The sequence below is a fragment of the Shouchella tritolerans genome, assembly GCF_025770735.1.
GTDB lineage: Bacteria > Bacillota > Bacilli > Bacillales > Bacillaceae_D > Shouchella > Shouchella tritolerans.
This window is the reverse complement of record NZ_JAODPB010000007.1, coordinates 118129-142375: the sequence shown is the minus strand read 5'-3', so window position 1 is coordinate 142375 and position 24247 is coordinate 118129. Positions and strand designations below refer to the sequence as shown.

Here is a 24247-nt window from a genome sequence, read left to right as displayed (position 1 = left end):
ATCGAACGTTAAAGGGAAAAACATGAAATGAGCACACATGCTAAGGAAGCACAACAAGATTTAGAAAAAGCGAAGGCACGCTCCAAGCCGTTAGCGGCAGTAAGCGTACTCGTTATTGGATTGGGATTTCTTGTGTTTGCGCTCGTTCTCTCCATTTCATATGGGGCAGCGCAAATTGATTTTAAAACCGTTTGGCAGGCGGTTTTCTCTTTTAATCCAGCATTGACCGAACATCAAATTATTCAAGAAATCCGCCTTCCCCGGGCTTTAGGGGCGGCGCTAGTCGGCAGTTTTCTTGCTGTCTCAGGCGCTATCATGCAAGGAATGACGCGCAATGCTCTTGCGGAACCGTCAATTATGGGCGTCATGGATGGGGCGGCGCTAGCGATTGCGATTATGTTTGCTTTTGCCGCGCATGTCTCTGGTTTTCACTTAATGGTTGCCTCTTTTATCGGCGCAGGCGCTGGTGCTGCGTTTGTGTTCGCAATCGGGTCACTGGCACGAGGGGGCTTGACGCCAGCCAAGTTGGCGCTAGCTGGCGTGACGGTCGGCGCGTTTCTAAGCGCGATTTCCTCAGGCATTGCCATTCATTTTGACGTCGCCCAAGATATAAGTTTTTGGTTTGCTGGTGGTTTATCTGGTATGAATTGGACCCACATCAAGTTGATTGTGCCAGTCGCCATGATCGGTTTGCTCCTTGCCGTTGCTTTATCGAAGTCGGTGACGGTGCTTAGTCTCGGCGAAGATGTAGCGCGAGGGCTTGGCCAGCGGATTTTTCTTGTTAAGACGCTCGGTGTTGTAGCTGTCTTGTTATTGACAGGGGCCGGTGTGGCAGTCGCAGGATCGATTGGATTTGTCGGCTTGGTGATCCCCCATATTACTAGAGGCTTAGTTGGCGTCGATTACCGTTATATTATTCCATGCTCTGCTGTATTAGGAGCATTGCTTTTAGTGCTGGCGGACTTAGCCGCTAGGTTGGTAAATGCCCCATATGAAACGCCGGTCGGTGCAATGACCGCGTTAATCGGCGTACCGTTTTTCCTTTACCTTGCAAGGCGTGAAGGGAGGGGGCTTTCATGAAGCAAGCATTGAAAAAACGTCCAATCGCGGTGCTGGCGATTCTGCTTTTGGCCATTGTCGTCGTGTTTTTAGTCAGCTTACAGACAGGCGCGATTCGGATCAGTCCCGACGCGGTTGCGAAAACGCTGTTTGGCTACGGCTCTGCCCGAGATGAGCTCGTCCTGTTTCAGTTTCGTTTGCCGCGAATGGTGATAGCCCTTTTGGTTGGCGCAGGTCTTGCTGTTTCTGGCGCGATTTTACAAAGCATTTCCCAAAATGAACTGGCTGATCCAGGTATTTTGGGGATCAATACAGGTGCAGGCCTCGCTGTTGTCTTATTTATCTTTTTTGTACAAGGTTCTTTAACGGGTCTTGGCAGCGCAAACCTTTTGGTGATGCCGTTATTTGCGCTAAGCGGTGCACTGTTTGCTGCTTTCCTCATTTATATACTGGCTTGGAAAAAAGGCATTACGCCAGTGCGGTTAGTGTTAGTGGGGATTGGTTTAAATGCAGCATTTAGTGCCTTGCTGATCGTGATTCAATTGCGGATGGAACCGAATGATTTTATGCAGGCAACGATTTGGTTAACGGGGAACATTTGGGGAACGACGTGGCCCCACGTATGGGCAGTCTTGCCATGGATCATCCTCTTGATTCCGATTACGCTTTTTAAAGCGCGAACGCTAAATGTTTTACAAATCGGCACTCAGTCGGCGGTGTCGTTAGGCGTCCCGATTGAGAAAGAAAGGCGGACGCTTCTTGTTTTAGCTGTTAGCCTTGCTGCTGTGTCCGTAGCTGTCGGCGGCGGCATTTCCTTTTTAGGTCTAGTCGCTCCCCATATTGCACGTCGCCTCGTCGGGCCGAAACACCAAGTGCTTATCCCGGCTGCGGCTTTAATGGGGGCATTGATCTTGCTTACTGCAGATATGATTGGACGCAACGTCCTAGCTCCATCGGAAATTCCAGTCGGCATTGTGATTGCCATTCTTGGAGCGCCATACTTTTTATATTTGTTGATGAAAACCCGATAAACAAGGAGGAAGTCCAATGCCACGTTTAGTGACTGAAAAGCTTTCGATTGCTTATGAAAAAAGAGAGATTGTCAATGACTTGCATTTGCAAATTCCAGATGGAAAAATTACGACGATTGTCGGGCCAAACGGCTGTGGCAAATCGACGATTTTAAAAACGATTTCCCGTATTCTCCAAGCTTCCAGAGGAGCCGTGTATTTAGACGGGAAGTCGATTCATAAACAGTCAACAAAAGAAATCGCCAAAAAGATGGCGGTTCTGCCACAGTCTCCTGAAGCGCCAAGCGGGCTAACGGTTTCTGAGCTGGTTGCATATGGGCGTTACCCTCATCAGCGCGGGTTTGGTCAATTGAAGGATCATGACCGCTCCATGATCGACTGGGCGCTGGAACAAACCAATATGAGCGAATACGCGGACCGACCAATCGAGGCCCTTTCTGGCGGCCAGCGCCAGCGTGTATGGATTGCAATGGCCCTTGCACAAGAAACGGATATTCTTTTGCTTGATGAGCCAACGACTTATTTGGACTTGGCCCACCAACTCGAAGTGCTGCAAGTGTTAGAACGGCTAAACAAAGAGCAACAGCGCACGATCGTGATGGTCATCCATGATTTAAACCATGCAGCACGCTTTGCCGATTACATGGTATCGATTCGCGCCGGAAAAATTATGAAAGAAGGGGCGCCTGCAGATGTGATGTGCCAAGACGTGCTCCGCGATGTTTTCCACATTGATGCCAACATCGTCATGGACCCACGGACAGGCAAACCTGTTTGTTTGACGTATGATCTGTTGAAAGACCAACACCAGCAGCAGGACGAAAGACAACCAGCACTCGCATAGTGCTGGTTCCCTGGTGTTGGCCACAACAACAGGCAGACTGATAGAAAACGCTTGTCAGACGAGGAGTGCAGCCGAGGGAAGATGTGAATAGAACGTGGGTTCATGAGCAGCGGTTTTCTTGCGCATGAAACGACCGTTTCAAAGCATATGAGTGAGGCAAACGACGAAGTATGCGAGCGTTTGTCTACAGTCTGAGACAACCAGCACTCGCATAGTGCTGGTTGTCTTTTATAAATAGTGGCTACCAAACCGCTGCTTGAAGCGGGTAGACAGGGATTTCGTGGGCAAAACCAAACATAACAGAAAGAGGCAATATTTTTAGCGAATTTTCATTGACATTGATAATGATTTTCGTTATCATTTAGATAACGTGCTACGATACACGTCTGGTCGATATAGACCCCCTACATTTAACCTGCGCCTTACTGGCGGAGGTCTTTTTTTTGTCTAATCGTCTAGGCGGCAACTTTCGGCGAAATCCCTTATTTTTTCAACAGATGGATACGGGACAACGAGTGGGAACTTTGCTATAATGACAGACAGAACGAACGTACGTATACTCGGTATGTGGCACGCCGATTTGTATGTTTTGCATTTTTGAATCAATAAAGGAGGGGCGCGCCTGCGGTTAAGGCGCTTAACATGAAAAATTATGATGAATGGGCGCATGTTTTTAAACTTGATCCAAACAAGGAAATAACGGATGAAGCGCTTGAAGCCGTTTGCGAGTCAGGTACTGATGCGATTATTGTTGGCGGAACGGACAACGTCACATTGGATAACACGTTGTCCCTTTTTGCCCGCATTCGTCGGTTTCCAGTGACATGTGCGCTTGAAGTATCGGACCTTGAAGCGATTACGCCAGGGTTCGATTATTATTTGATTCCATCCGTCATGAACAGCCAACATGTTAGCTGGGTCATTGGCCACCATCACCAGGCTGTCAAAGAATATGGCGAACTCATTAATTGGCAAGAACTGTTGTTGGAAGGCTACTGTGTTTTAAATGGAGAAGCACGAGTGGCTAAACATGCGAATGCCCAGACTGACTTGGATATAGAAGATGTCGTTGCTTACGCACGGCTGGCAGAGCATATGTACCGCTATCCTTTTTTCTATTTGGAATACAGCGGCAAAAAAGGCCCAATTGATGTCGTCAAACGGGCAAGGGCAGTATTGGAAAAGACAAAGCTCATCTATGGAGGCGGGATAAAAAATGCAGCAGATGCCTCTGAGATAGCGGCATATGCTGATGTTGTCGTTGTCGGCAATGGGCTTTATGAAAATCTTACAGAAGCGCTTAAGACGGTGGAGGCCGTCAAGGAACATAAATGCAGGTAGGCGGTGAATGACATGCAAGATACAATAATTGAACGGATGCTATCTGAATTAAACCCTGAGCAACAAAAAGCTGTGACCCATTCAGACGGGCCTTTGCTGTTGATGGCAGGGGCGGGAAGCGGCAAAACCCGTGTGCTGACTTACCGGATCAGTTATTTGCTCCGGCGCCATGCGACGCCGCCTTGGGCTGTCCTCGCCCTCACATTTACAAACAAAGCAGCGCGAGAGATGAAAGACAGGGTGGCGCAGTTGGTTGGACCAATTGCTGAAGATATTTGGATTTCCACTTTCCATTCGATGTGTGTGCGGATGTTGCGCCGTGATATTGACCGGATCGGTTACAGCCGCAATTTTACAATTTTAGATTCATCTGACCAGCTTTCAGTCATAAAGCAAATTTTGAAAAGCCAAAACGTCGACCCTAAGAAATTTGACCCAAAAGCGCTATTAGGGATGATTTCTGCTGCTAAAAACGAATTGCAAACGGCAAGCAAATTTGCGCAAACAGCCTCAGGCGTATTTGAGCAAGTAGCGGCCGATGTGTATAGTGAATATGAAAAACGATTGAAACAAAACAACGCACTTGACTTTGATGATTTAATTATGAAGACGATCCAGTTGTTTAACGAAGTGCCGGAAGTGCTCGATTTTTACCAACGCAAATTCCAGTACATTCATGTTGATGAATATCAAGATACGAACAAAGCACAATATCGCCTTGTGAAGCTCCTTGGTGACCGTCTGCAAAACATTTGCGTTGTCGGCGATTCGGACCAATCGATTTACCGTTGGCGTGGCGCCGATATTCAAAATATCCTCTCCTTTGAAAAAGACTACCCGGATGCGACTGTCATTTTGCTTGAACAAAACTACCGTTCGACGAAAACGATTCTGAAAGCGGCCAACAGCGTTATTGCTAACAATGGCAACCGCAAGCCAAAAAACCTTTGGACTGAAAATGACGAAGGAGCCAAAATCAGCGTATACGAGGCGGCTACAGAACAAGCTGAAGCACAATTTGTCGTCGAAAAAATAAAAGAAGCAGCAGCAGAACCAGGATTTTCTTACAAAGATGTGGCGATTCTGTACAGAACCAATGCCCAATCGCGTATTATTGAGGAATATTTTGTGAAATCTAATCTCGACTACAATATCGTCGGCGGTACCAAGTTCTATGACCGCAAAGAGATTAAAGACGTTCTTGCTTATTTGCGCTTAGTTGCCAACCCCGATGACGACATTAGCTTACAGCGTGTTGTCAATGTGCCTAAGCGTGGCATTGGCGCGACGACGGTAGACAAGATCGCTGCTTATGCCGATGCCCACGGGCTCTCGATGTTCAAAGCTCTGGGGGAATTGGAGCAAATCGGCGTTACAGCCAGAGCGCGGACGAAACTTGTGGAATTTCGCGACCAAGTGAACAATTGGGTGCAAATGCAAGATTATCTTTCAGTTACAGAGCTAGTGGAAGAATTGCTTGATAAAACCGGTTATCGCGAGATGCTTAAAAACGAGCAGACGATTGAAGCACAATCTCGGCTTGAGAACATCGACGAATTTATTACGGTCACCCAAGAGTTTGAGAAGCGGAGCGAGGAAAAAGATCTCGTGTCTTTCTTGACTGACTTAGCCCTTGTTGCCGATATTGACCAACTCGATAAGGATGAGGAAGCGACAAGAAAAGAGGTCATTACGCTGATGACGCTTCATTCAGCAAAAGGACTTGAGTTCCCATATGTCTTTTTGATCGGAATGGAGGAAGGGGTGTTCCCACATAGCCGCTCCTTGTTTGAGGAAGAAGAAATGGAAGAGGAGCGGCGTCTTGCCTATGTTGGCATTACTCGTGCCGAAAAACGGCTCTATTTGACGAGTGCCAAAATGAGGACGCTCTATGGACGAACGAATACCAACCCGACTTCCCGATTTATTGCTGAAATTCCCGCTGAATTGATTGAAGAAGACAGTCAGATGCCAGCTTGGGGAACAGGAGGCTCTAGGCAGCCAGCCGCCGCAAATGCCGCTGCGCGTGTGCGCTCAAGCGTTTTTGCAAGCAAGAGCGGATCGCCACGAGTAACGGCAACAGGCGGGGAAAGTTTTGACTGGTCAGTCGGCGACAAAGCCGTCCATAAAAAATGGGGAACAGGAACAGTCGTCAGCATTAAAGGAGAAGGAGATTCCATCGAGCTGGACATTGCCTTTACTCCGCCTACAGGTGTAAAGCGGCTATTTGCCAAATTTGCGCCTATCACGAAAGCTTAGAGAGGAAGACAGACCAATGGACAAGCACCAAGCAGAAAAAAGGCTTAAAGAGCTGCGCCTCCTATTGGAGGACTACGGCTACCATTATTATGTGCTCGATACGCCTAAAGTCCCCGACTCGGAGTATGACCGCCTCATGAATGAATTGCTTCAACTTGAGGCGGCTTATCCAGAGCTGGTTACGGAAGACTCACCAAGCGTACGCATTGGCGGGCCGCCGGCTCCGTCCTTTAAAAAAGTGGCCCATCGAGTGCCGATGATGAGCTTGTCCAATGCCTTCAACGAGGAAGATTTGCGCGCGTTTGACCGCCGCGTCCGCCAAGCGGTAGGCGAACACGTCTCCTACGTGTGCGAATTAAAATTTGATGGTCTTGCTGTATCGCTTACTTATGCAAATGGAAAGCTCGTCCGCGGCGCGACCCGTGGGGACGGAACTACTGGCGAGGATATAACAAACAATTTAAAAACCGTTCCTGCTATCCCTTTGCGGTTAAAACAGCCTTATTCGATCGAAGTCCGCGGCGAAGCATATATGCCAAAAGCATCGTTCGAACGTTTGAACGAAGCAAAAGAACAGGCAGGGGAAGAAAAATTCGCCAACCCTCGTAATGCAGCAGCTGGCTCTTTGCGCCAGCTCGACCCTAAAATTGCTGCCAAACGGAATTTATCACTATTTGCCTACTCGATTGGCGAAGTCGAGGGCAAAAACTTGCAAACCCATTTTGACAGCTTGATGTTTTTGAAAGAACTTGGCTTTAAAGTAAATGAAGAAGCAGCGGAATGCCAAACGATTGAAGACGTCATTGCCTATACAGAAAAATGGATTGAACGGCGCCATGAACTTCCTTATGAAATTGATGGAGTCGTCGTGAAAGTCAATTCCTTGGCCGATCATGAAAAACTAGGCTTTACAGCAAAGAGTCCCCGGTGGGCAACGGCATTTAAGTTTCCTGCCGAAGAAGTGCTGACGGTTTTACGCGATATCGAACTAAATGTTGGCCGCACAGGCGTAGTAACGCCTACTGCCATATTAGATCCCGTGCTTGTCGCGGGAACAACCGTAAGGCGGGCTTCCTTGCATAACGAAGACTTGATCCGCGAGAAAGACGTCAAGCTTGGCGATACGGTCATTGTCAAAAAAGCAGGTGACATTATCCCAGAAGTTGTTGGCGTTTTGACGGACAAACGAACAGGCGAGGAAGTCGACTTTCATATGCCGACAGAGTGTCCTGAGTGTCATAGCGTTTTGGAACGCTTGGAAGGGGAAGTGGCGCTGCGCTGTTTGAACCCGAAGTGCCCAGCGCAAATTCGTGAAGGGCTCATCCACTTTGTCTCCCGGAATGCGATGAACATCGACGGCCTTGGCGAAAAAGTGATCAGCCAATTGTTTTTGCATCAATTGATCGCTGATGTGGCTGATTTATATTTGTTGAAGCGTGATGAATTGCTCCAGCTGGAACGGATGGGAGAAAAATCTGTCGACAATTTGTTGGCGGCGATTGAAGCATCAAAAGAAAATTCACTTGAACGGCTGTTGTTTGGGCTCGGCATCCGTTTTGTCGGTGCGAAGGCAGCAAAAACGCTAGCATATGAGTTCGAAACAATGGAACGGCTCCAAGAGGCAACGTTTGAAGAATTGCTTGCCGTAAATGAGATTGGCGAGAAAATGGCTGACTCGATTGTCTCCTATTTTCAAAAGCCAGAGGTGTCAACGTTGCTAGAAAAACTAGCCAATGCTGGTGTCAACATGACTTACACAGGACCGAAAAAAGCAGCGATAGACGAAGAAGATGGGGTATTCGCTGGCAAAACAGTTGTGCTGACCGGAAAATTGTCCCAGTGGACGCGAAAAGAAGCGCAGGAAAAAATTGAAGCGCTCGGCGGCACAGTGACGAACAGTGTCAGCAAAAAGACCGATTTGGTTGTCGCTGGGGAAGATGCAGGTTCTAAACGGAAAAAAGCGGAGAGCATTGGGATTGACATTTGGACAGAGGAACAGTTTACACAAGCGGTTGAACAAAGCGAACAGTAACAAGGGGGATTGAAAGATGAAGCGTGTGGGGATACTTGGTTTGGCAGGCGTTGTTCTCCTCTCCGGCTGCAATTTCTTTGGCGGCGAAGAGGATGATGAAGCCAATACGCCTGATGTTTCGGAAGCGGATGAATCGTTAACCGTTGTCCCGTCGGTACCGTCAGAGGAGAACTATTATGCAAGTGTCCTGCAAGATGGGGCATATGTGCATGGACAAACGCGTGGCTATGGCCTTGATTTAGGTTATAGCCGCAAAGACTTGGATTGGCTTGAGCTGGGACTGGAGGACATTGCCAAAGAACGGTTCGATCCAAACGATTACTTTTTTCAGGAGGGCACCCATCTTTCTCGCGATACGGTAAAGTCATGGTTGCTTCGCTACGATGAAGAAGAAAATCCGAATGGGCTAAATCCACCTTTGGGCGGAGGGGATGACCCGATGGAACAAGAGAAAAACAGCCCTTGGGTGCTAGCGAACGTACTCGAGCAAAACTACATGAATGTAAATGATGAAGGCGACTATTCAACAGGCGGTGTGGCCCTCGGTTTATCGCTATATAGCGAATACGAATTTACCCATGACGGAAAGTCAGATTCTGTACCGATCAGCGCTGCTGTCCAAGAGGAAAAAGGAATGGAGTTTGCTGAAACGATTGTCAATCGGATGCGTGAAGGCGTCGACTCGGAGGAAGACTTGAGCGACGTGCCGATTGTCGTGGCGCTATTTAGCCAACAGCCGAAGGATGCTGTCAATGCGGGCCATTTTTTTAAAGTAGGCACATTTGAACCAGGAGAAAACCCTCACTGGGTAGATATTAACCAAGAGCATGTCCATTTCCCTTCACCTGCAGCCAATGAAGACCATCGTGACGATGCGGACCGCTTTGCCCAATTCCGTACCGATGTGCAAGCCTTCTTCGCAAATAATGTCGGCGTCGTTGGCAGAGCACGTTATGAAGACAATCAAATGGTAAAGCTCAATGTTGACGTTAATATCCAATATAAAGGCAAGACGGAAGTTGTCGCCTTAACACAATACATTGCGGGCCAAGTCGAAGAATACTATGAAAACATACCAGTAGATGTAAACATTTCAGCGCTTTCCGGTTCACTCGAGAGCATTGTCTCGTATCATCCAGACCGGGAGCCGTTTATTCACATTATCAACTAAAATGCTAAAAATGTTCGTTTTTTATACGATGATTTTATGCTATAGTATGTTTGCTGGCAAAAAAGGAATGACGTTGCCGTTATTCCGAGCCACATGAAGAAAAACGCTTTCAGCAGAAGCTGGAAGTCATTATAGGAGGATATTCTCACGTGAAAAAATGGATCAAGGCATTATCGGTTGGTCTCGCATCGGTTGTTGTGCTAGGTGCTTGTGGACAAGGCGATGGTTCGGAAAACAATGCGGGTTCAGAAGGTGGAGGAGAAAGTTCGGATTTTACTGCGAAAATGGTAACAGACGTTAGTGGCATTGACGATAAATCGTTCAACCAATTTTCTTGGGAAGGCTTGAAAGCGTTTGGCGAAGCCAACGGGTTGGAAGAAGGCAAAAACTACGATTACGTACAGTCAAGCACTGCCCAAGACTTTGAACCGAATTTACGCGCTCTTACACGGGAAAACACGGACATTAGCTGGGCGATCGGCTTTCTAATGGCGGATGCTGTCAAAACAGTGGCGCAGCAAAACGAAGATGCACAATTAGCGATCATTGACTCAGTCGTAACAGATGACAATGGCGATCCATTAAGCAACGTAGCAAATATTACATTTAAAGAGCATGAAGGCTCCTTCTTAGTGGGCGTTGCGGCAGGCTTGCAAACGGAAACGAATAAAGTCGGCTTTATCGGCGGCGTTGAAAGCGAGTTAATTAAGAAGTTTGAAAACGGCTTTAAAGCAGGCGTTCATGCGGTGAACCCTGATGCAGAAGTGATTGTCCAATATGCGGAGGTATTTACTGACCCGCAAAAAGGACAGCAGCTTGCCAACACCATGTATACGACAGGAGCAGATGTGATTTACCATTCAGCAGGGAACACGGGGAATGGCCTGTTTACAGAAGCGATTAACCGTGTCAAAAATGGCGAACAAGTATGGGCGATCGGCGTCGATAAAGACCAATATGAAGAAGGCGTCTATGAGGGCGACCAATCCGTTACACTTACGTCGATGATCAAACGTGTTGATACGGCGGTCCAAGATGTGACACAGCAAACGATGGACGGCAACTTCCCTGGTGGCGAAATCCTTGAATACGGAATTGAAGATGATGGAATTGATTACGCGACGACTGGTGATAACCTAAGCCCTGAAATCATCGAAAGCATGGACGATTACATGCAGCAAATTCTTGACGGTGAGCTGGAAGTGCCAAAAACCGATGACGAGTTTAATGAGTTTGCCGGATAAACGAAATCCAGATGGGCTAGTGTGAAAAACTAGCCTTTCTTTTTACGTTAACTAAAGGAGCGTTTGATCCTATGGAATATGTCATTGAGATGAACGGCATCCGCAAAGAATTCCCAGGCATTGTAGCGAATGACAATGTCAATCTTCGCTTGAAAAAAGGGGAAATCCATGCCCTTTTAGGGGAAAATGGCGCTGGAAAGTCGACACTAATGAACATTTTGTTTGGCCTTTATCAGCCAGAGCAAGGGGAAATCAAAGTCCGGGGCGAAAAAGTAGCGATCACAAGCCCAAACGTTGCTGGCAAACTTGGAATTGGCATGGTCCACCAGCACTTTATGCTCGTTGACTCGTTTACGGTTACAGAAAATATCATTCTCGGCATGGAGCCGACAAAAGGCGGCCGAATGAATAAGAAAAAAGCGAGCAAGGAAATTGCAGCCTTGTCTGCCCAGTATGGCCTTGCCGTGGACCCTGATGCATTGGTCAAAGATATTTCAGTCGGCATGCAGCAACGGATTGAAATTTTAAAAACGCTGTATCGCGGCGCGGACATCCTCATTTTTGACGAACCGACAGCCGTGCTGACGCCCCAAGAAATCAAAGAATTGATGGACATTATGAAAAAGCTGACTGAAGAAGGTAAGTCCATCATTTTAATTACACATAAGCTAAAAGAAATCAAACAAATTTGCGACGTTTGTACCGTCATTCGCCGCGGCCGCGGGATTGGCACCGTCGAAGTGGCAAGCGCGACAACGGCTGAGCTAGCAGAAATGATGGTTGGCCGTGAAGTCAATTTCCGTGTACAAAAAACACCAGCTGTACCAAAAGATACCGTGCTTGAAGTGAAAAATCTTTATGTCAAAGACGGCCGCGGCGTGGAAATGGTCAAACAGCTTGACTTAACAATTCGCGCAGGCGAGATTGTTGGCCTTGCTGGGATTGAAGGGAACGGCCAATCGGAGTTAATCGCAGCGATAGCCGGCCTGCTCCCGGTGGAAAAAGGAGAAATTCGTTTAAACGGAAAAAACGTGGCTGACCTCAGCCCCCGCAAAGTAACGGAAGCGGGCGTTGGCCATATTCCTGAAGACCGCCATAAACTTGGCCTTGTCCTAGACTTCAGCGTCCAAGAAAACATGGTGCTGCAGACGTATTACCAAGCACCATACTCACGAAACGGACTGCTGAACGCAGAAGCCATCAAGGCAAAAGCAAAAGAATTAGTCGCAGACTACGATGTACGGACCCCTTCTGTCGAAACGGCGGCTAGAGCCTTGTCAGGGGGCAATCAACAAAAGGCAATTATCGCCCGTGAAGTAGACCGTTCTCCAGACCTGTTGATTGCGGCACAGCCAACAAGAGGTCTGGATGTCGGTGCGATTGAAACGATCCATGAACGTCTTGTCAAAGAACGTGACAAAGGCAGAGCGGTGTTGCTCATGTCCCTTGAACTTGATGAAATTCTTAGCGTGAGCGACCGTATCGCCGTGATCCACAAAGGCCAGATTGTCGATATCGTGAAAGCCGACCAAACAAATGAAAAGGAGCTCGGCCTGTTGATGGCAGGAGGCAGCCGTGAAAAAGGAGTGGAAGCAAGTGAACGTGAATAAATTGCTGGCCGGAAAAGCTATGCATGTCGCCATTCCCCTTTTTGCGATCCTGCTCGGGCTGCTTGTCGGCGCCATTGTGATGGTCATCACGGGCCATAATCCCATTGAAGCTTATGGGGCGTTAATAGCAGGTATTTTTGGCAGCAGCTATTATTTTGGCGAAATGATCCGGACGATGACGCCGCTTATACTAGGGGGGCTCGCTGTTGCATTTGCTTACCGGACAGGGCTGTTTAACATTGGCGTGGAAGGGCAGCTGATTGTCGGTTGGCTTGCCTCTGTTTACGTTGGAGCCGCTTTTGAAGCGCCGATGGCCATCCACCTCCCACTTTCTATTGCCGCTGCGGCGGTAGCTGGGGCGCTGTGGGCACTTGTTCCCGGCATCTTAAAAGCAAAGCTTCATGTCCATGAAGTCATTGTCAGCATTATGATGAATTATATTGCATTGTATACCGCCAATGCGGTCATCCGCACTTACTTGCTTATACCTGGCGAGCGGACAGAAAGCGTTTATCCTTCTGCCTCTTTGGCATCGCCATTCTTTCAGTCTCTTACAGAATACTCACGGTTGCATTATGGCTTTTTAATCGCAGTGGCCGCGTGTTTGTTTATGTGGTTCTTTTTATGGAAAACGACAGCGGGCTATGAGCTTCGCGCAGTTGGTTTAAATGCAAATGCTTCCACTTATGCAGGAATGAATGTTAGCCGCAACATCATTCTTTCGATGGCCATTTCTGGCGCATTTGCCGGACTGGCAGGAGCGGCAGAAGGCTTAGGAACTTTTGGATACATGAGCATTCTTTCAGGCTTTACAGGCGTTGGTTTTGAAGGCATTGCCGTTGCACTACTAGGTGCGAATACAGCGCTTGGCGTGTTCTTGTCTGCCTTTTTATTCGGAGGCTTGAAAACAGGGGCATTGACAATGAACCAGCAAACTGATGTGCCGACAGAACTGATTAGCATTGTCATTGCACTGATTATTTTCTTTGTCGCTTCAAGCTATGTTGTTCGCCTGATGCTTCTGAAGCGGAAAAAGGGGGATAAGTAACGATGGATGTGCTCGCCCTAATTGTTTCAACGACGATTTATTCTGCTGCCCCTTTAATGCTTGCTGCTCTAGGCGGCTTGTTTAGTGAACGTTCAGGCGTCGTCAACATTGGCCTAGAAGGGTTGATGGTGATGGGGGCATTTTCTGTCATCGTCACAACGCTCACTCTCGAAGCGGCAGGGGTAGGCGCTCTATCTGTTTGGATCGGGTTGCTTGTCGCTGCTGTGGTCGGCGCGCTGTTTTCGTTGTTTCATGCTGTCGCCTCGATCCATTTCCAAGCAGACCAAGTCGTGAGTGGCGTTGCCTTAAACTTTCTTGCAGTTGGCCTTTCGGTCTATATTATCAATTTGCTTTACGGCAGCGGGCAAACCGCTTATATTGAAAACCGGTTTTATCGTTTTAACATTCCAGGTTTAAGTGACATTCCCGTCATCGGACCGTTGTTTTTTTCAAATGTGTATGCAACATCCTTTCTTGCGTTCGGACTTGCCTTTCTTGTTTATTATGTCATTTATTATCGGCCGTTTGGCTTGCGTCTCCGCTCTGTCGGCGAACATCCACAGGCCGCGGATACAATGGGCATACGAGTAGTCAAGATGCGCTATATCGGCGTCATGTTGTCAGGCGTGTTTGCTGGCCTTGGCGGCGCTGTTTTTGCAGCGACGTTTAGCGGTAATTTTTCAGCAACCACGATCACAGGCCAAGGATTTATGGCACTGGCGGCGTTAATCTTTGACAAATGGCACCCTCTTGGCGTAATTGGGGCAACGTTGTTCTTTGGACTTGCCCAAGCACTTGGTGTAGTCGGCCAGCAGCTGCCGTTTCTTTCTGATGTGCCGCCTGTATTTTTGCTGATTGCCCCTTACGTGCTGACGATTTTAGCCCTTGCCGGTTTTGTTGGTCGGGCAGAAGGTCCAAAAGCGTTAGGCAAGCCTTATATAAAAGGATCACGCTAAAAGAATGCACAATCACTCCCGCTGTTAAAAAGCGTTTGTTAGATATGTCTACAGACTGAACAAGGCAAGCCCGTGGTTTGCCTTGTTTTTTTGTCCAACTTTTTTGGGGGGAGATATGTTTTTGGCAAATGGCAAAAACGCGGAATTAAGCCTTTCTTTTTTACGCCTTCCTCGGTTATAATGATGAAAAATGGGAGGTGCGATCACAAAATGACGACAAATGACCGTGATTTTGATCAGTTGTTTTCCCTAGTCACAGAGATGAGAAAAGTGATGATTGACATGAAAAATGACATGGAAACCCGTTTTGACCAAGTGGAGAGTCGCTTTTCGGAAATGGACAAACGCTTTGATAACATGAAAAACGATATGGACAAACGTTTTGATGAAATGAAAGAAGAGCATGTCGTAATGAATCGCCGCATTGGCAACTTAGAGACTGCTCAATTGGAAACAAATGCCCGCCTTTCTAAAGTGGAAGACAGCCAAATGAAAACAGCTGCAGCATTAACTGCTATTGCCGACGCTATTAAAGAGCGGACAAAGTAAGCGGCTTTTACTCCTTTATGCCTCTTGAACGTTTTCCTCTTATCCTTTCACAAGTATTTTTCCTTTTCTGCCTTTCCATTCTTCTTTTCACGCCACCTAATCGTGACCTGCTGGACCCCCTCTTTTTCTCATTTATATGTATAATAGAATAAAGGAGCGTGAACGGGCATGAACCGTTTTCGAAACATTGTGCTTGCCGCTATATCGACAAGTGTGGCAGTCACACTTGTTAGTTGCGGCCAAGACACAGCGAATATACAGGGAGCAGACTCACCGTCTAATTCCAATCAACAGACTCATCTTGATGATGAAGCAACTTGGGCAAAAGGGCATGGCGAATTGCCGTCTAAAATCGGCGATGGTTTAACCGATACGCTTGCTGTAGATGCTACTTTTACCGATTTATTTGACATTAAAGAGGAGGTTTGGCAGCAAACGGAATATGATTTGCCAACGGGCGTTTGGTTTTCACAAGAAGAAAATCGCCCAATAAGAGGATATGGCCTTACTTCAGGAACCCAACAAGCTGGCAGCAAACTTGAAATTATCTTTTTTGGCCATACAATGGACGGAGAACCAGTAGAGCGCGATGTCCGCGTTCAGTTGACGGAACGGGATGGGATTGCGAAAAGCGCGTTAATTGATGAAGACATCATTTATGTAGACAAGGTGAAGTCGAGTGGAACCGAAATCTATGAGAATATGCTGCCTGAAAAAGAGAATGCAGCCTATTTATTGAGCGTTGAAATGTTAAATGCTGCTGGCGAAGTGGAAGATACAAAACTCTCCTATATCTATGTCCCTATTCCTGAAGCGAATGCGACACTCGCATTTACCGAAAGCGTTTATTCAACCGCTGATTCATCGGCAACGCTTGTTTTGCATAACGAAGGCCCTGTCCCATTATCTTTAGGCGTTGATTATACGATTGAAAAACAAGTCGGCCAAGAGTGGCGAACGGTGCCGCTAGAACTGGCTTTTATTGAAATTGGCGTCGAATTGCCAATCGGTGGTGAGCATCGTGACGACATTGAGATTGGGGGACTTAGCCCAGGCAAATACAGGGCGGTAAAAGAAGTATGGGCACACGGGATAGATTCGAGTTTCACGCTTGCGGCAGAGTTTGAGATAAAATAATGCACGGCAAGACATGAGATTCAGGGGTGAACACAATGAAACGGTTTTTTGAATACAATTGGCAAGTTCGGCGTGAGTGGTATGAGTGGTGTGAACAACTTAGCGAAAAAGAGCTTCTTGCTGAGCGGACAGGAGGGGTGGGCAGCATTTTAAGAACGTTGTTCCATATTGTCGATGTGGAATGGAGTTGGATTCGCGACTTGCAAGGGAAGCCCAACCCAGAGGAAGACTTTGATTCCTTTAAAAGTTTGGCGAAAGTGCGCGCGCTTGACCAAGCATACCATGTGGAAGTAAAGGCGTTTGTAGACCGCTGGGATGAGAAAATGGAAGAAAACCGTTATGTTGAAAAGGGGGAAAATGGCAAGGTGTACGATGACACATGGGGCATCGTCATGCGTCATATCATTGCCCACGAAATCCATCATATTGGACAATTGTCTATTTGGGCGAGAGAAATTGGCAAGGAACCAGTTTCAGCAAATGTCATTGGCCGGAAGTTGACCGCAAGTCAAGTTGAGTGAGTCGTAAAAAGGGCATAGGTGTGAAAGTGGATACTTATGTTCGCTTATGCCCATTTAACCGAAGCCTGTTTTCATACATACCTGTCCGTCGTACCGCCTAAGTTGCTTGCCTTGCAGCAATTTGGTATCATTAATCATATTGTCAACAAGTCCGTTTTGGAGGTGTCAAAATGTCAAGAATTTCGAAAGAACAAGTGAAACATGTAGCCCATTTGGCCCGGCTGGCCATTACGGAAGAAGAGGCTGAAACATTCCGCAACCAACTTGAAGACATCATTACCGCTGCAGAACAACTGAATGAAGTCGATACAGAAGGCGTCGTGCCTACGACACATGTGTTGCAAATGCATAATGTCCTACGTGAAGATAAACCGGAAAAAGGCCTTGATGTGAAAGAAGTGCTGAAAAATGCACCAGACCATGAAGATGGCCAAATCCGGGTTCCGTCGGTATTTTAAGATTGAAGCATAGACAGGAGGACAAGCATGTCATTATTTGATCATTCGTTAACAAAACTGCATGAGTTGCTTGCTGCAAAAGAAATCAACGTCTCTGACCTTGTCGATACTTCTTACAAGCGTATTGCTGACGTTGATTCAAAAGTAAAGGCGTTTTTAACCCTTGACGAAGAACGGGCGCGTGGTCTCGCTAAGAAGCTTGACGAAGTAGACGCAAGCGAAAAAGGCGTGTTGTTTGGCATGCCGATTGGCATTAAAGACAATATTGTCACGAAAGGCTTGCGGACAACGTGCTCAAGCAAAATCTTAGAAAACTTCGATCCCATTTATGACGCGACGGTTGTGACGAAACTCCGTGGAGCAGAAACAGTCACGATTGGGAAAATCAACATGGACGAGTTTGCGATGGGCTCTTCGAATGAAAACTCGGCATTCCAAGTGACGACAAACCCGTGGAATACCGATTATGTGCCAGGCGGTTCAAGTGGCGGCTCCGCTGCAGCAGTAGCCGCAGGGGAAGTCCCATTTGCTTTAGGATCTGATACAGGCGGCTCGATTCGCCAACCGGCTGCTTATTGCGGCGTTGTCGGCTTAAAACCTACATATGGGCGCGTGTCCCGTTATGGCCTTGTTGCTTTTGCCTCTTCCCTTGACCAAATTGGGCCGATTACACGCACGGTCGAGGACAACGCCTATTTGCTTGAGGCGATTGCCGGCCACTGCCCGTCTGATTCGACATCCGCTGACTTGCCGGTTCCGCCATACAGAGAGTCGCTTACAGGCGAAATAAAAGGGCTTCGTATTGCCGTACCGTCGGAGTACATTGGCGATGGCGTATCGGAAGAAATGCGCAAAGCCGTGTTCGATGCCCTTAACGTATTGGAAAAAGAAGGCGCTGTTTGGGAAGAAGTTTCCCTGCCATACTCGAAATACGCTCTTGCAGCTTATTATGTCATTGCGTCTTCAGAAGCGTCTGCTAACTTAGCCCGTTTTGATGGCGTTCGTTATGGCTACCGCACTGACAATGCCGACAACTTACTCGATATGTACAAGAATACACGGGCTGAAGGCTTCGGTGATGAAGTGAAACGGCGGATCATGCTCGGGACGTTTGCCCTTAGCTCAGGTTATTATGACGCCTACTATAAAAAAGCCCAGCAAGTCCGCACACTGATTAAAAAAGACTTTGATGATGTCTTTGCCAATTATGACGTGATCATTGGGCCGACTGCGCCAACCCCAGCGTTTAAAATTGGCGCCAAAACCGATGACCCATTAACGATGTACGCCAATGACATTTTAACGATACCAGTCAATCTTGCCGGTGTGCCAGCGCTTTCGCTCCCGTGCGGTTTCAAAGATGGCTTGCCGCTCGGCTTGCAAATCATTGGCAAGCACTTTGACGAGGCAACGGTTTACCGTGTTGCTGATGTCTATGAAAAAGCAACAAACTTCTCTAAAGAGAAACCTTCATTGTAAAGGGGGGACTTGGAAATGAATTTTGAAACGATTATTGGACTTGAAGTGCACGTGGAACTGAAGACAGACTCAAAAATCTTTTCGTCTAGCCCCAACCATTTTGGCGCTGAACCGAATACAAACACGAGTGTCATTGATCTTGGCTATCCTGGTGTATTGCCGGTATTAAACAAACGAGCGGTCGACTTTGCGATGAAAGCAGCGATGGCCCTCAATTGCCAAATTGCGACTGACACGAAATTTGACCGTAAAAATTACTTTTATCCAGACAATCCAAAGGCGTATCAAATTTCGCAATTTGACAAGCCGATCGGCGAACATGGCTGGATTGAAATTGAAGTCGGCGGCAAGAAGAAGCGCATCGGCATTACGCGTCTTCATTTAGAAGAAGACGCCGGCAAGCTGACACATGGCACAGACGGGCATTCACTTGTCGATTATAACCGCCAAGGCACGCCGCTAGTGGAAATTGTCTCTGAGCCAGATATCCGCACGCCTGAAGAGGCCTATGCGTATTTAGAAAAACTTAAAGCGATTATTCAATATACAGGCGTGTCCGACTGTAAAATGGAAGAAGGCTCTTTACGATGCGATGCCAATATTTCATTGCGTCCAATCGGACAAGAAGCATTCGGCACAAAAACAGAGCTGAAAAACTTAAACTCGTTTAACTTTGTCCGCAAAGGGCTAGAGTACGAAGAAAAACGCCAAGAACAAGTGCTTCTTTCAGGCGGTGTGATCGAACAAGAAACGCGCCGTTATGATGAAGCTGGCAATAAAACAATTTTAATGCGTGTCAAAGAAGGCTCGGACGACTATCGCTATTTCCCTGAACCGGATCTTGTGAATCTCTACATAGATGACAATTGGAAAGAGCGCGTCCGGTCGGAAATTCCTGAACTTCCAGATGCCCGCAAAGACCGCTATGTAACCGAACTCGGCTTGCCTGCTTATGATGCCCATGTGCTTACGCTAACAAAAGAAATGTCCGATTTCTTTGAGGAGACGATTCGCGAAGGCGCTGACGCGAAACTGGCTTCCAATTGGCTGATGGGTGAAGTGCTTGCCTACTTGAACGCTGAGCAGAAAGAGCTGCAAGATTCAGCCCTTACGCCAGCAGGGCTTGCCGGCATGATTAAGCTGATTACATCTGGAACGATTTCTTCAAAAATCGCCAAAAAAGTTTTTAAAGAGTTGATCGAAAATGGTGGCGACCCTGAACAAATTGTTAAAGACAAAGGGCTCGTGCAAATTTCCGATGAAGGCGAATTACGTAAAATGGTTGCCGAAGTGCTTGATGCCAATGCACAATCGATTGAAGACTACAAAAATGGAAAAGATCGTGCCCTTGGCTTCCTTGTCGGCCAAATGATGAAAGCGACAAAAGGAAAGGCCAATCCGCAATTGGTTAACAAACTCTTGCTTGAAGAAATGGACAAGCGCTAAGGAACATGCAAGAGAACAGCTGAACAAAAGCCGTTCTCTTGCTTTTTTATGGACTCAGCGTTTACTAGCGCGAGAAACGGGAAAAGATAGAAAGTGTTGCTTGCCGTTATTTTTCACAAAATTGAGTAGATCTTACGCCCATTCGCACTATTGTTTTTAGTACAATAGAAGAATGACATGATTGCAAAAAAGTAAAGTAGGGATTGTTATGAAACGGGCACGATTGATTTATAATCCAAGTTCTGGCCGTGAGCAACTAAGAAAGAACTTAGCCTACATATTAGAACGCCTGGAGAAGGCGGGGTATGAAACGTCAGCACACGCGACGACAGCAGAGGAAGGCTGCGCGACACGGGCTGCCCGCCAAGCAGGAGAACGGGGCTTTGATCTCGTTATTGCTGCTGGAGGAGATGGGACGATTTTTGAAGTCGTTAACGGACTAGCGGGGCTGGAGAAACGCCCAATGCTCGGCATTATCCCAGCAGGGACGACCAATGATTTCGCCCGGGCGCTTGGCATTTCCAGAGATATTGAAAAAGCATGCGACGTTTTGTGTGAAGGCCACTTTGAGCCCATTGACATTGGCCGCATGAACCAGAAGTATTTTACCAATATCGCTGCCGCAGGAACGTTAACTGAGTTAACATATGAAGTTCCGGCAAAGCTAAAGACAATCGTTGGCCAGCTCGCTTATTACATTAAAGGGCTGGAAAAATTGCCGCAAGTCAAGCCGACTTTTGTCCATGTCGAATATGATGGCAAACAGTTTGAAGACGAAATCATGATGTTTTTGATCGCCAATACAAACTCAGTCGGCGGTTTTGAAAAACTATGCCCAGCCGCTTCCATTCAAGATGGGTTGTTTGACTTTATCATTGTCAAGAAGACATCGTTTCCTGAGTTTGTCCATTTGGCATCGCTTGCGCTCCGGGGCGAGCATATTAACCACCCGAAATTAATGTATGTAAAAGCGAACCGCATTAAAGTATCGGTCATGGGAGACGATGAAATGAAGTTGAACCTCGACGGCGAACGAGGCGGCGTCTTGCCGGCCGAATTCGAAAATTTGTATCACCATTTCCAGATGCTTATGCCGAAAGACCGCAAGCGAAACTAGTGAAAACGCAGCTTCTGAAAGAAAAGAAGCTGCGTTTTTGTTCGTGCGTTTAGAAAAAATGGTTTCTTATAGGGGAGGCTCCCTTTGCTTTTCTCGCAAAAAAACAAGGTAACCAGATTTTTAGAGAATTGTTCCCTGTTTTTTCATTGAAAATGATTATCAATATCATTATTATAAATGTAAGGAACGGGAAGGGAGAGACTTTCATGCGCGTATTGATTGTATTTGCCAGCATGTCTGGAAATACGGAAGATATGGCTGAACTAATCAAAGCAGAATTAGCAACAAACGGCGTTGAAGTCGATATGGAGGAAATGGACGGCTATAACGCTTCGGAACTATTGAATTACGAGGGAGTATTGATCGGTAGTTATACATGGGGAGACGGCGACTTGCCCTATGAAGCCGAAGATTTTGCCGAAGAGTTAGCTGAACTCGACTTAACAGGCGTCATTGCCGCTGTTTTCGGTTCAGGAGACCGCGTTTACCCTGCTTTTTGTGAAGCAGTCCATACATTTGAATCGATTTTGCGAAATGGCGGCGCCACCGTCACCGCCGAAGGCCTTGAAATGGAATTCGACCCGAATACAGACGAAGAACGAGCAGCATGTCGTTCATTTGCAAACACATTTCTCACTGCACTCAAGCAACGCCAGACGGTTTAGCGCTTTGTCCCGAGCAAACTTCATGGTACAATGAGGCGAGGAAAAGGAATGTTTGCAAAGGACGTATATTAATGATGAAAAAACAAGCACCCCCTGTACAAAAAAACGAAACGCTCACCGTTACAATAGAAGATTTGACCCATGAAGGGGCAGGCGTAGCGAAAGTAAACGGCTACGCCCTCTTTATCCCTCAGGCACTCCCTGGCGAAACAGTCGATATTAAAGTGGTAAAAACAAAAGCGGGCTACGGCTATGGACGCTTGCTCCAAGTACAAACAAAAAGCGAGCATCGCGTTGAGCCGCCGTGCCCGATCTTCTATAAATGTGGGGGCTGCCAAATCCAACATATGGATTACAGCGCCCAACTTGCTTATAAGCAAAAACAAGTAAAAGATGTCATGGATCGAGTCGCCAAACTTCCCGACGTACCTGTCCGCCCTGTCATCGGCATGGACGATCCATGGAGATACCGCAATAAATCGCAAGTGCCAGTCGCTTTCCAAAAAGGCGATTTCGTTGCTGGCTTTTATGCGAAACGGAGCCACTCCATCGTTGATATGGACCAATGCATCATCCAACATAAAGAAAATGATATGGTCGTGCAGACAGTTAAACAGCTAGCCAAAGAGCTGCGCATCCCCGCCTACCAGGAACAAAACCATCAAGGCGTGTTGCGCCATATTGTCGCCCGTTACGGAAAAACGACTGGGCAAGTCATGGTTGTACTCGTCACAAAAGAAAAGAAGCTTCCTCACAAGGAAGCGTTCATTTCCGGTATTCGAAAGCATGTGCCAGGCGTCGTCTCCATCGTCCAAAACATCAACAACAAACGGACAAATGTCATATTCGGTCAGCAAACAGAAGTGCTCTGGGGCGAGCACTATTTGTATGATGAAATAAACAGGATTCGCTTTGCGATTTCAGCCCGGTCTTTTTACCAAGTGAACCCTGAACAGACGAACCGCCTGTACAGGAAAGCGCTCGAATACGCTGACTTAACAGGAAACGAAACTGTTATCGATGCGTATTGCGGCATTGGCACGATTTCACTGTTTTTAGCCAAAAAAGCGCGCCATGTCTACGGAGTCGAAATTGTCCCCGAAGCAATTAAAGACGCCAAGCGCAACGCCAAACTCAACCAGATCACCAATGCCACATTTGCCGTCGGCGAAGCAGAAGAAGTCATTCCACGCTGGCATGACCAAGGCATCGACGCCGACGTCATTGTCGTCGACCCACCGCGAAAAGGCTGCGACGAAGCGTTGCTGCGGACAATGATTGAAATGAAGCCAAAACGCATTGTATACGTATCCTGCAACCCAGGAACATTGGCCCGTGATTTGCGCATTCTCGAAGATGGCGGCTACAAGACGGAAGAAGTGACGCCTGTTGATATGTTTCCGCAGACGACGCATGTAGAAGCTGTGGCGAGCTTAGTTATAAATTCGTAACTAGAACCGTGTATAATATTTAAGGAGCGGGAGATAAAGTGGAGAGAGGAAAGAGGGAGAAATGAATGAAAAGAATCGTTATTAGCTTCTTCATCATTTTTGTGTTGGCTGCATGTTCCCAAGAAGAAAATATCGATGCTACTGAGGATGCAACACCTAGCACAAGCGACGTAGAAATACCGAGTACGATTTTCACTTCTGAAAAAAACAATGATTTCATTGACGAAGAAGAAATCAAACAAAGCATAAAAATGTATTTAGACAGCAGCGAAGATTTATATCATGCAAGCGATCCATTCGAGGAGATGATCGATGCAGGTGAACAATTAACTAAAAGTGATTTGGATGCATTTAACGAAATTAACAAGCTCATAAAAGAAAACGATGAGAATTTCTCTAATTATATTTTAAATAATACGTTGCCTGAAGGGTATCAAGAAGAGGCTGATAGAATTAGTCAGTACATGACAGCGTCCAATCAATACCTTTATGAGTTAAATGATGCACTCAATAATCTGATTGACGACATTAGTGAAGGAAATTTTTTGGAAATGGACTTTGGATCACTAATCGATCAAAGTGGTGTAGTGAATGGAAAAGAACAGAAAAAAATAGAAGAATTCCTTGATGAGAAAAACATTGATACAAAGGCTTTTGGACGAGAAGAATAAGAAATCAGGATCATTCATTGCATCCGATGAGATTGAAAAAAGCGGCCCTCGATTAAAAAGGGGGCCGCTTCAGCCTGTCGACAAAGTCTCCGTTTTGCTGAGGTAGTCGGCAGGCTTTTTTGGACAATTAAAGAGGAAAAGAAAAGCGATGTACACGG

21 protein-coding genes are annotated in these 24247 nt (G+C 46.9%); all 21 read left to right on the top strand.

All coding sequences use genetic code 11. The features are described from left to right. The first annotated feature begins 27 nt into the window (after positions 1-27). The 21 genes from N6H06_RS19560 to N6H06_RS19460 all read left to right on the top strand — a co-directional run bounded on the left by N6H06_RS19560 (position 28) and on the right by N6H06_RS19460 (position 24089). The gene (locus N6H06_RS19560) at positions 28-1080 is read left to right on the top strand and encodes a FecCD family ABC transporter permease (RefSeq protein WP_062750421.1); all 1053 of its coding nucleotides are present in this window, start codon (positions 28-30) and stop codon (positions 1078-1080) included. Further along, positions 1077-2090 carry a FecCD family ABC transporter permease gene (locus N6H06_RS19555; RefSeq protein WP_263707772.1) on the top strand — a complete coding sequence of 338 codons (1014 nt, stop codon included), beginning with the start codon at positions 1077-1079 and terminating at the stop codon, positions 2088-2090. Before N6H06_RS19560 ends, N6H06_RS19555 begins: the two co-directional genes overlap by 4 nt. A gap of 16 nt (positions 2091-2106) precedes the next feature. Then, complete coding sequence (locus N6H06_RS19550; RefSeq protein ID WP_062750202.1) at positions 2107-2934, top strand: ABC transporter ATP-binding protein; 828 nt, start codon at positions 2107-2109, stop codon at positions 2932-2934. A gap of 642 nt (positions 2935-3576) precedes the next feature. Beyond that, positions 3577-4275 (top strand): heptaprenylglyceryl phosphate synthase, encoded by a 699-nt coding sequence (locus N6H06_RS19545; RefSeq protein ID WP_062750201.1) that lies wholly within the window; start codon positions 3577-3579, stop codon positions 4273-4275. Positions 4276-4287: 12 nt separating this feature from the next. Next, positions 4288-6534 carry a DNA helicase PcrA gene (gene pcrA / locus N6H06_RS19540; protein ID WP_263707771.1) on the top strand — a complete coding sequence of 749 codons (2247 nt, stop codon included), beginning with the start codon at positions 4288-4290 and terminating at the stop codon, positions 6532-6534. 16 nt (positions 6535-6550) lie between these two features. Then, positions 6551-8566, top strand: a complete 2016-nt coding sequence (gene ligA / locus N6H06_RS19535; protein ID WP_263707770.1) for an NAD-dependent DNA ligase LigA — start codon at positions 6551-6553, stop codon at positions 8564-8566. Positions 8567-8582: 16 nt separating this feature from the next. Beyond that, positions 8583-9737 carry a CamS family sex pheromone protein gene (locus tag N6H06_RS19530; RefSeq protein ID WP_062750198.1) on the top strand — a complete coding sequence of 385 codons (1155 nt, stop codon included), beginning with the start codon at positions 8583-8585 and terminating at the stop codon, positions 9735-9737. 149 nt (positions 9738-9886) lie between these two features. Then, the gene (locus N6H06_RS19525; protein WP_062750197.1) at positions 9887-10981 is read left to right on the top strand and encodes a BMP family lipoprotein; all 1095 of its coding nucleotides are present in this window, start codon (positions 9887-9889) and stop codon (positions 10979-10981) included. 71 nt (positions 10982-11052) lie between these two features. Further along, positions 11053-12591: an ABC transporter ATP-binding protein gene (locus N6H06_RS19520; protein ID WP_213029463.1), complete on the top strand. Its 1539-nt coding sequence runs from the start codon at positions 11053-11055 to the stop codon at positions 12589-12591. A 1-nt stretch (position 12592) separates the two neighbouring features. Further along, positions 12593-13639, top strand: coding sequence for an ABC transporter permease (locus tag N6H06_RS19515; RefSeq protein ID WP_404830365.1), 1047 nt, complete (start codon positions 12593-12595; stop codon positions 13637-13639). Between the two features lie 2 nt (positions 13640-13641). Further along, on the top strand, positions 13642-14595 hold the full coding sequence (locus N6H06_RS19510) for an ABC transporter permease (RefSeq protein ID WP_263707769.1): 954 nt from the start codon (positions 13642-13644) through the stop codon (positions 14593-14595). A gap of 210 nt (positions 14596-14805) precedes the next feature. Then, positions 14806-15144 (top strand): hypothetical protein, encoded by a 339-nt coding sequence (locus tag N6H06_RS19505; protein WP_062750194.1) that lies wholly within the window; start codon positions 14806-14808, stop codon positions 15142-15144. A gap of 168 nt (positions 15145-15312) precedes the next feature. Further along, entirely contained in the window at positions 15313-16281 is a 969-nt protein-coding gene (locus N6H06_RS19500; RefSeq protein ID WP_213029461.1) for an immunoglobulin-like domain-containing protein, read from the top strand. 35 nt (positions 16282-16316) lie between these two features. Continuing rightward, the gene (locus N6H06_RS19495; RefSeq protein ID WP_062750192.1) at positions 16317-16802 is read left to right on the top strand and encodes a DinB family protein; all 486 of its coding nucleotides are present in this window, start codon (positions 16317-16319) and stop codon (positions 16800-16802) included. Positions 16803-16972: 170 nt separating this feature from the next. Further along, on the top strand, positions 16973-17260 hold the full coding sequence (gene gatC / locus N6H06_RS19490; RefSeq protein WP_062750191.1) for an Asp-tRNA(Asn)/Glu-tRNA(Gln) amidotransferase subunit GatC: 288 nt from the start codon (positions 16973-16975) through the stop codon (positions 17258-17260). 27 nt (positions 17261-17287) lie between these two features. Beyond that, positions 17288-18739: an Asp-tRNA(Asn)/Glu-tRNA(Gln) amidotransferase subunit GatA gene (gatA, locus tag N6H06_RS19485; protein ID WP_213029460.1), complete on the top strand. Its 1452-nt coding sequence runs from the start codon at positions 17288-17290 to the stop codon at positions 18737-18739. 15 nt (positions 18740-18754) lie between these two features. Further along, positions 18755-20185 (top strand): Asp-tRNA(Asn)/Glu-tRNA(Gln) amidotransferase subunit GatB, encoded by a 1431-nt coding sequence (gene gatB, locus N6H06_RS19480; protein WP_263707768.1) that lies wholly within the window; start codon positions 18755-18757, stop codon positions 20183-20185. 208 nt (positions 20186-20393) lie between these two features. Then, positions 20394-21302, top strand: coding sequence for a diacylglycerol kinase (locus tag N6H06_RS19475; protein WP_062750419.1), 909 nt, complete (start codon positions 20394-20396; stop codon positions 21300-21302). 206 nt (positions 21303-21508) lie between these two features. Continuing rightward, positions 21509-21967 carry a flavodoxin gene (locus N6H06_RS19470; RefSeq protein WP_062750188.1) on the top strand — a complete coding sequence of 153 codons (459 nt, stop codon included), beginning with the start codon at positions 21509-21511 and terminating at the stop codon, positions 21965-21967. A gap of 74 nt (positions 21968-22041) precedes the next feature. Continuing rightward, complete coding sequence (gene rlmD, locus N6H06_RS19465; protein WP_263707781.1) at positions 22042-23418, top strand: 23S rRNA (uracil(1939)-C(5))-methyltransferase RlmD; 1377 nt, start codon at positions 22042-22044, stop codon at positions 23416-23418. 65 nt (positions 23419-23483) lie between these two features. Next, positions 23484-24089, top strand: coding sequence for an NDxxF motif lipoprotein (locus tag N6H06_RS19460; protein ID WP_213029458.1), 606 nt, complete (start codon positions 23484-23486; stop codon positions 24087-24089). Positions 24090-24247 lie beyond the last annotated feature (158 nt).

Excerpts from the sequence above, each read along its gene's own strand:
- N6H06_RS19560 (WP_062750421.1), top strand. The coding sequence starts at position 28 with ATGAGCACACATGCTAAGGAAGCACAACAAGATTTAGAAAAAGCGAAG.
- N6H06_RS19555 (WP_263707772.1), top strand. The coding sequence starts at position 1,077 with ATGAAGCAAGCATTGAAAAAACGTCCAATCGCGGTGCTGGCGATTCTG.
- N6H06_RS19550 (WP_062750202.1), top strand. The coding sequence starts at position 2,107 with ATGCCACGTTTAGTGACTGAAAAGCTTTCGATTGCTTATGAAAAAAGA.
- N6H06_RS19545 (WP_062750201.1), top strand. The coding sequence starts at position 3,577 with ATGAAAAATTATGATGAATGGGCGCATGTTTTTAAACTTGATCCAAAC.
- pcrA (WP_263707771.1), top strand. The coding sequence starts at position 4,288 with ATGCAAGATACAATAATTGAACGGATGCTATCTGAATTAAACCCTGAG.
- ligA (WP_263707770.1), top strand. The coding sequence starts at position 6,551 with ATGGACAAGCACCAAGCAGAAAAAAGGCTTAAAGAGCTGCGCCTCCTA.
- N6H06_RS19530 (WP_062750198.1), top strand. The coding sequence starts at position 8,583 with ATGAAGCGTGTGGGGATACTTGGTTTGGCAGGCGTTGTTCTCCTCTCC.
- N6H06_RS19520 (WP_213029463.1), top strand. The coding sequence starts at position 11,053 with ATGGAATATGTCATTGAGATGAACGGCATCCGCAAAGAATTCCCAGGC.
- N6H06_RS19510 (WP_263707769.1), top strand. The coding sequence starts at position 13,642 with ATGGATGTGCTCGCCCTAATTGTTTCAACGACGATTTATTCTGCTGCC.
- N6H06_RS19505 (WP_062750194.1), top strand. The coding sequence starts at position 14,806 with ATGACGACAAATGACCGTGATTTTGATCAGTTGTTTTCCCTAGTCACA.
- N6H06_RS19500 (WP_213029461.1), top strand. The coding sequence starts at position 15,313 with ATGAACCGTTTTCGAAACATTGTGCTTGCCGCTATATCGACAAGTGTG.
- N6H06_RS19495 (WP_062750192.1), top strand. The coding sequence starts at position 16,317 with ATGAAACGGTTTTTTGAATACAATTGGCAAGTTCGGCGTGAGTGGTAT.
- gatC (WP_062750191.1), top strand. The coding sequence starts at position 16,973 with ATGTCAAGAATTTCGAAAGAACAAGTGAAACATGTAGCCCATTTGGCC.
- gatA (WP_213029460.1), top strand. The coding sequence starts at position 17,288 with ATGTCATTATTTGATCATTCGTTAACAAAACTGCATGAGTTGCTTGCT.
- gatB (WP_263707768.1), top strand. The coding sequence starts at position 18,755 with ATGAATTTTGAAACGATTATTGGACTTGAAGTGCACGTGGAACTGAAG.
- N6H06_RS19475 (WP_062750419.1), top strand. The coding sequence starts at position 20,394 with ATGAAACGGGCACGATTGATTTATAATCCAAGTTCTGGCCGTGAGCAA.
- N6H06_RS19470 (WP_062750188.1), top strand. The coding sequence starts at position 21,509 with ATGCGCGTATTGATTGTATTTGCCAGCATGTCTGGAAATACGGAAGAT.
- rlmD (WP_263707781.1), top strand. The coding sequence starts at position 22,042 with ATGAAAAAACAAGCACCCCCTGTACAAAAAAACGAAACGCTCACCGTT.
- N6H06_RS19460 (WP_213029458.1), top strand. The coding sequence starts at position 23,484 with ATGAAAAGAATCGTTATTAGCTTCTTCATCATTTTTGTGTTGGCTGCA.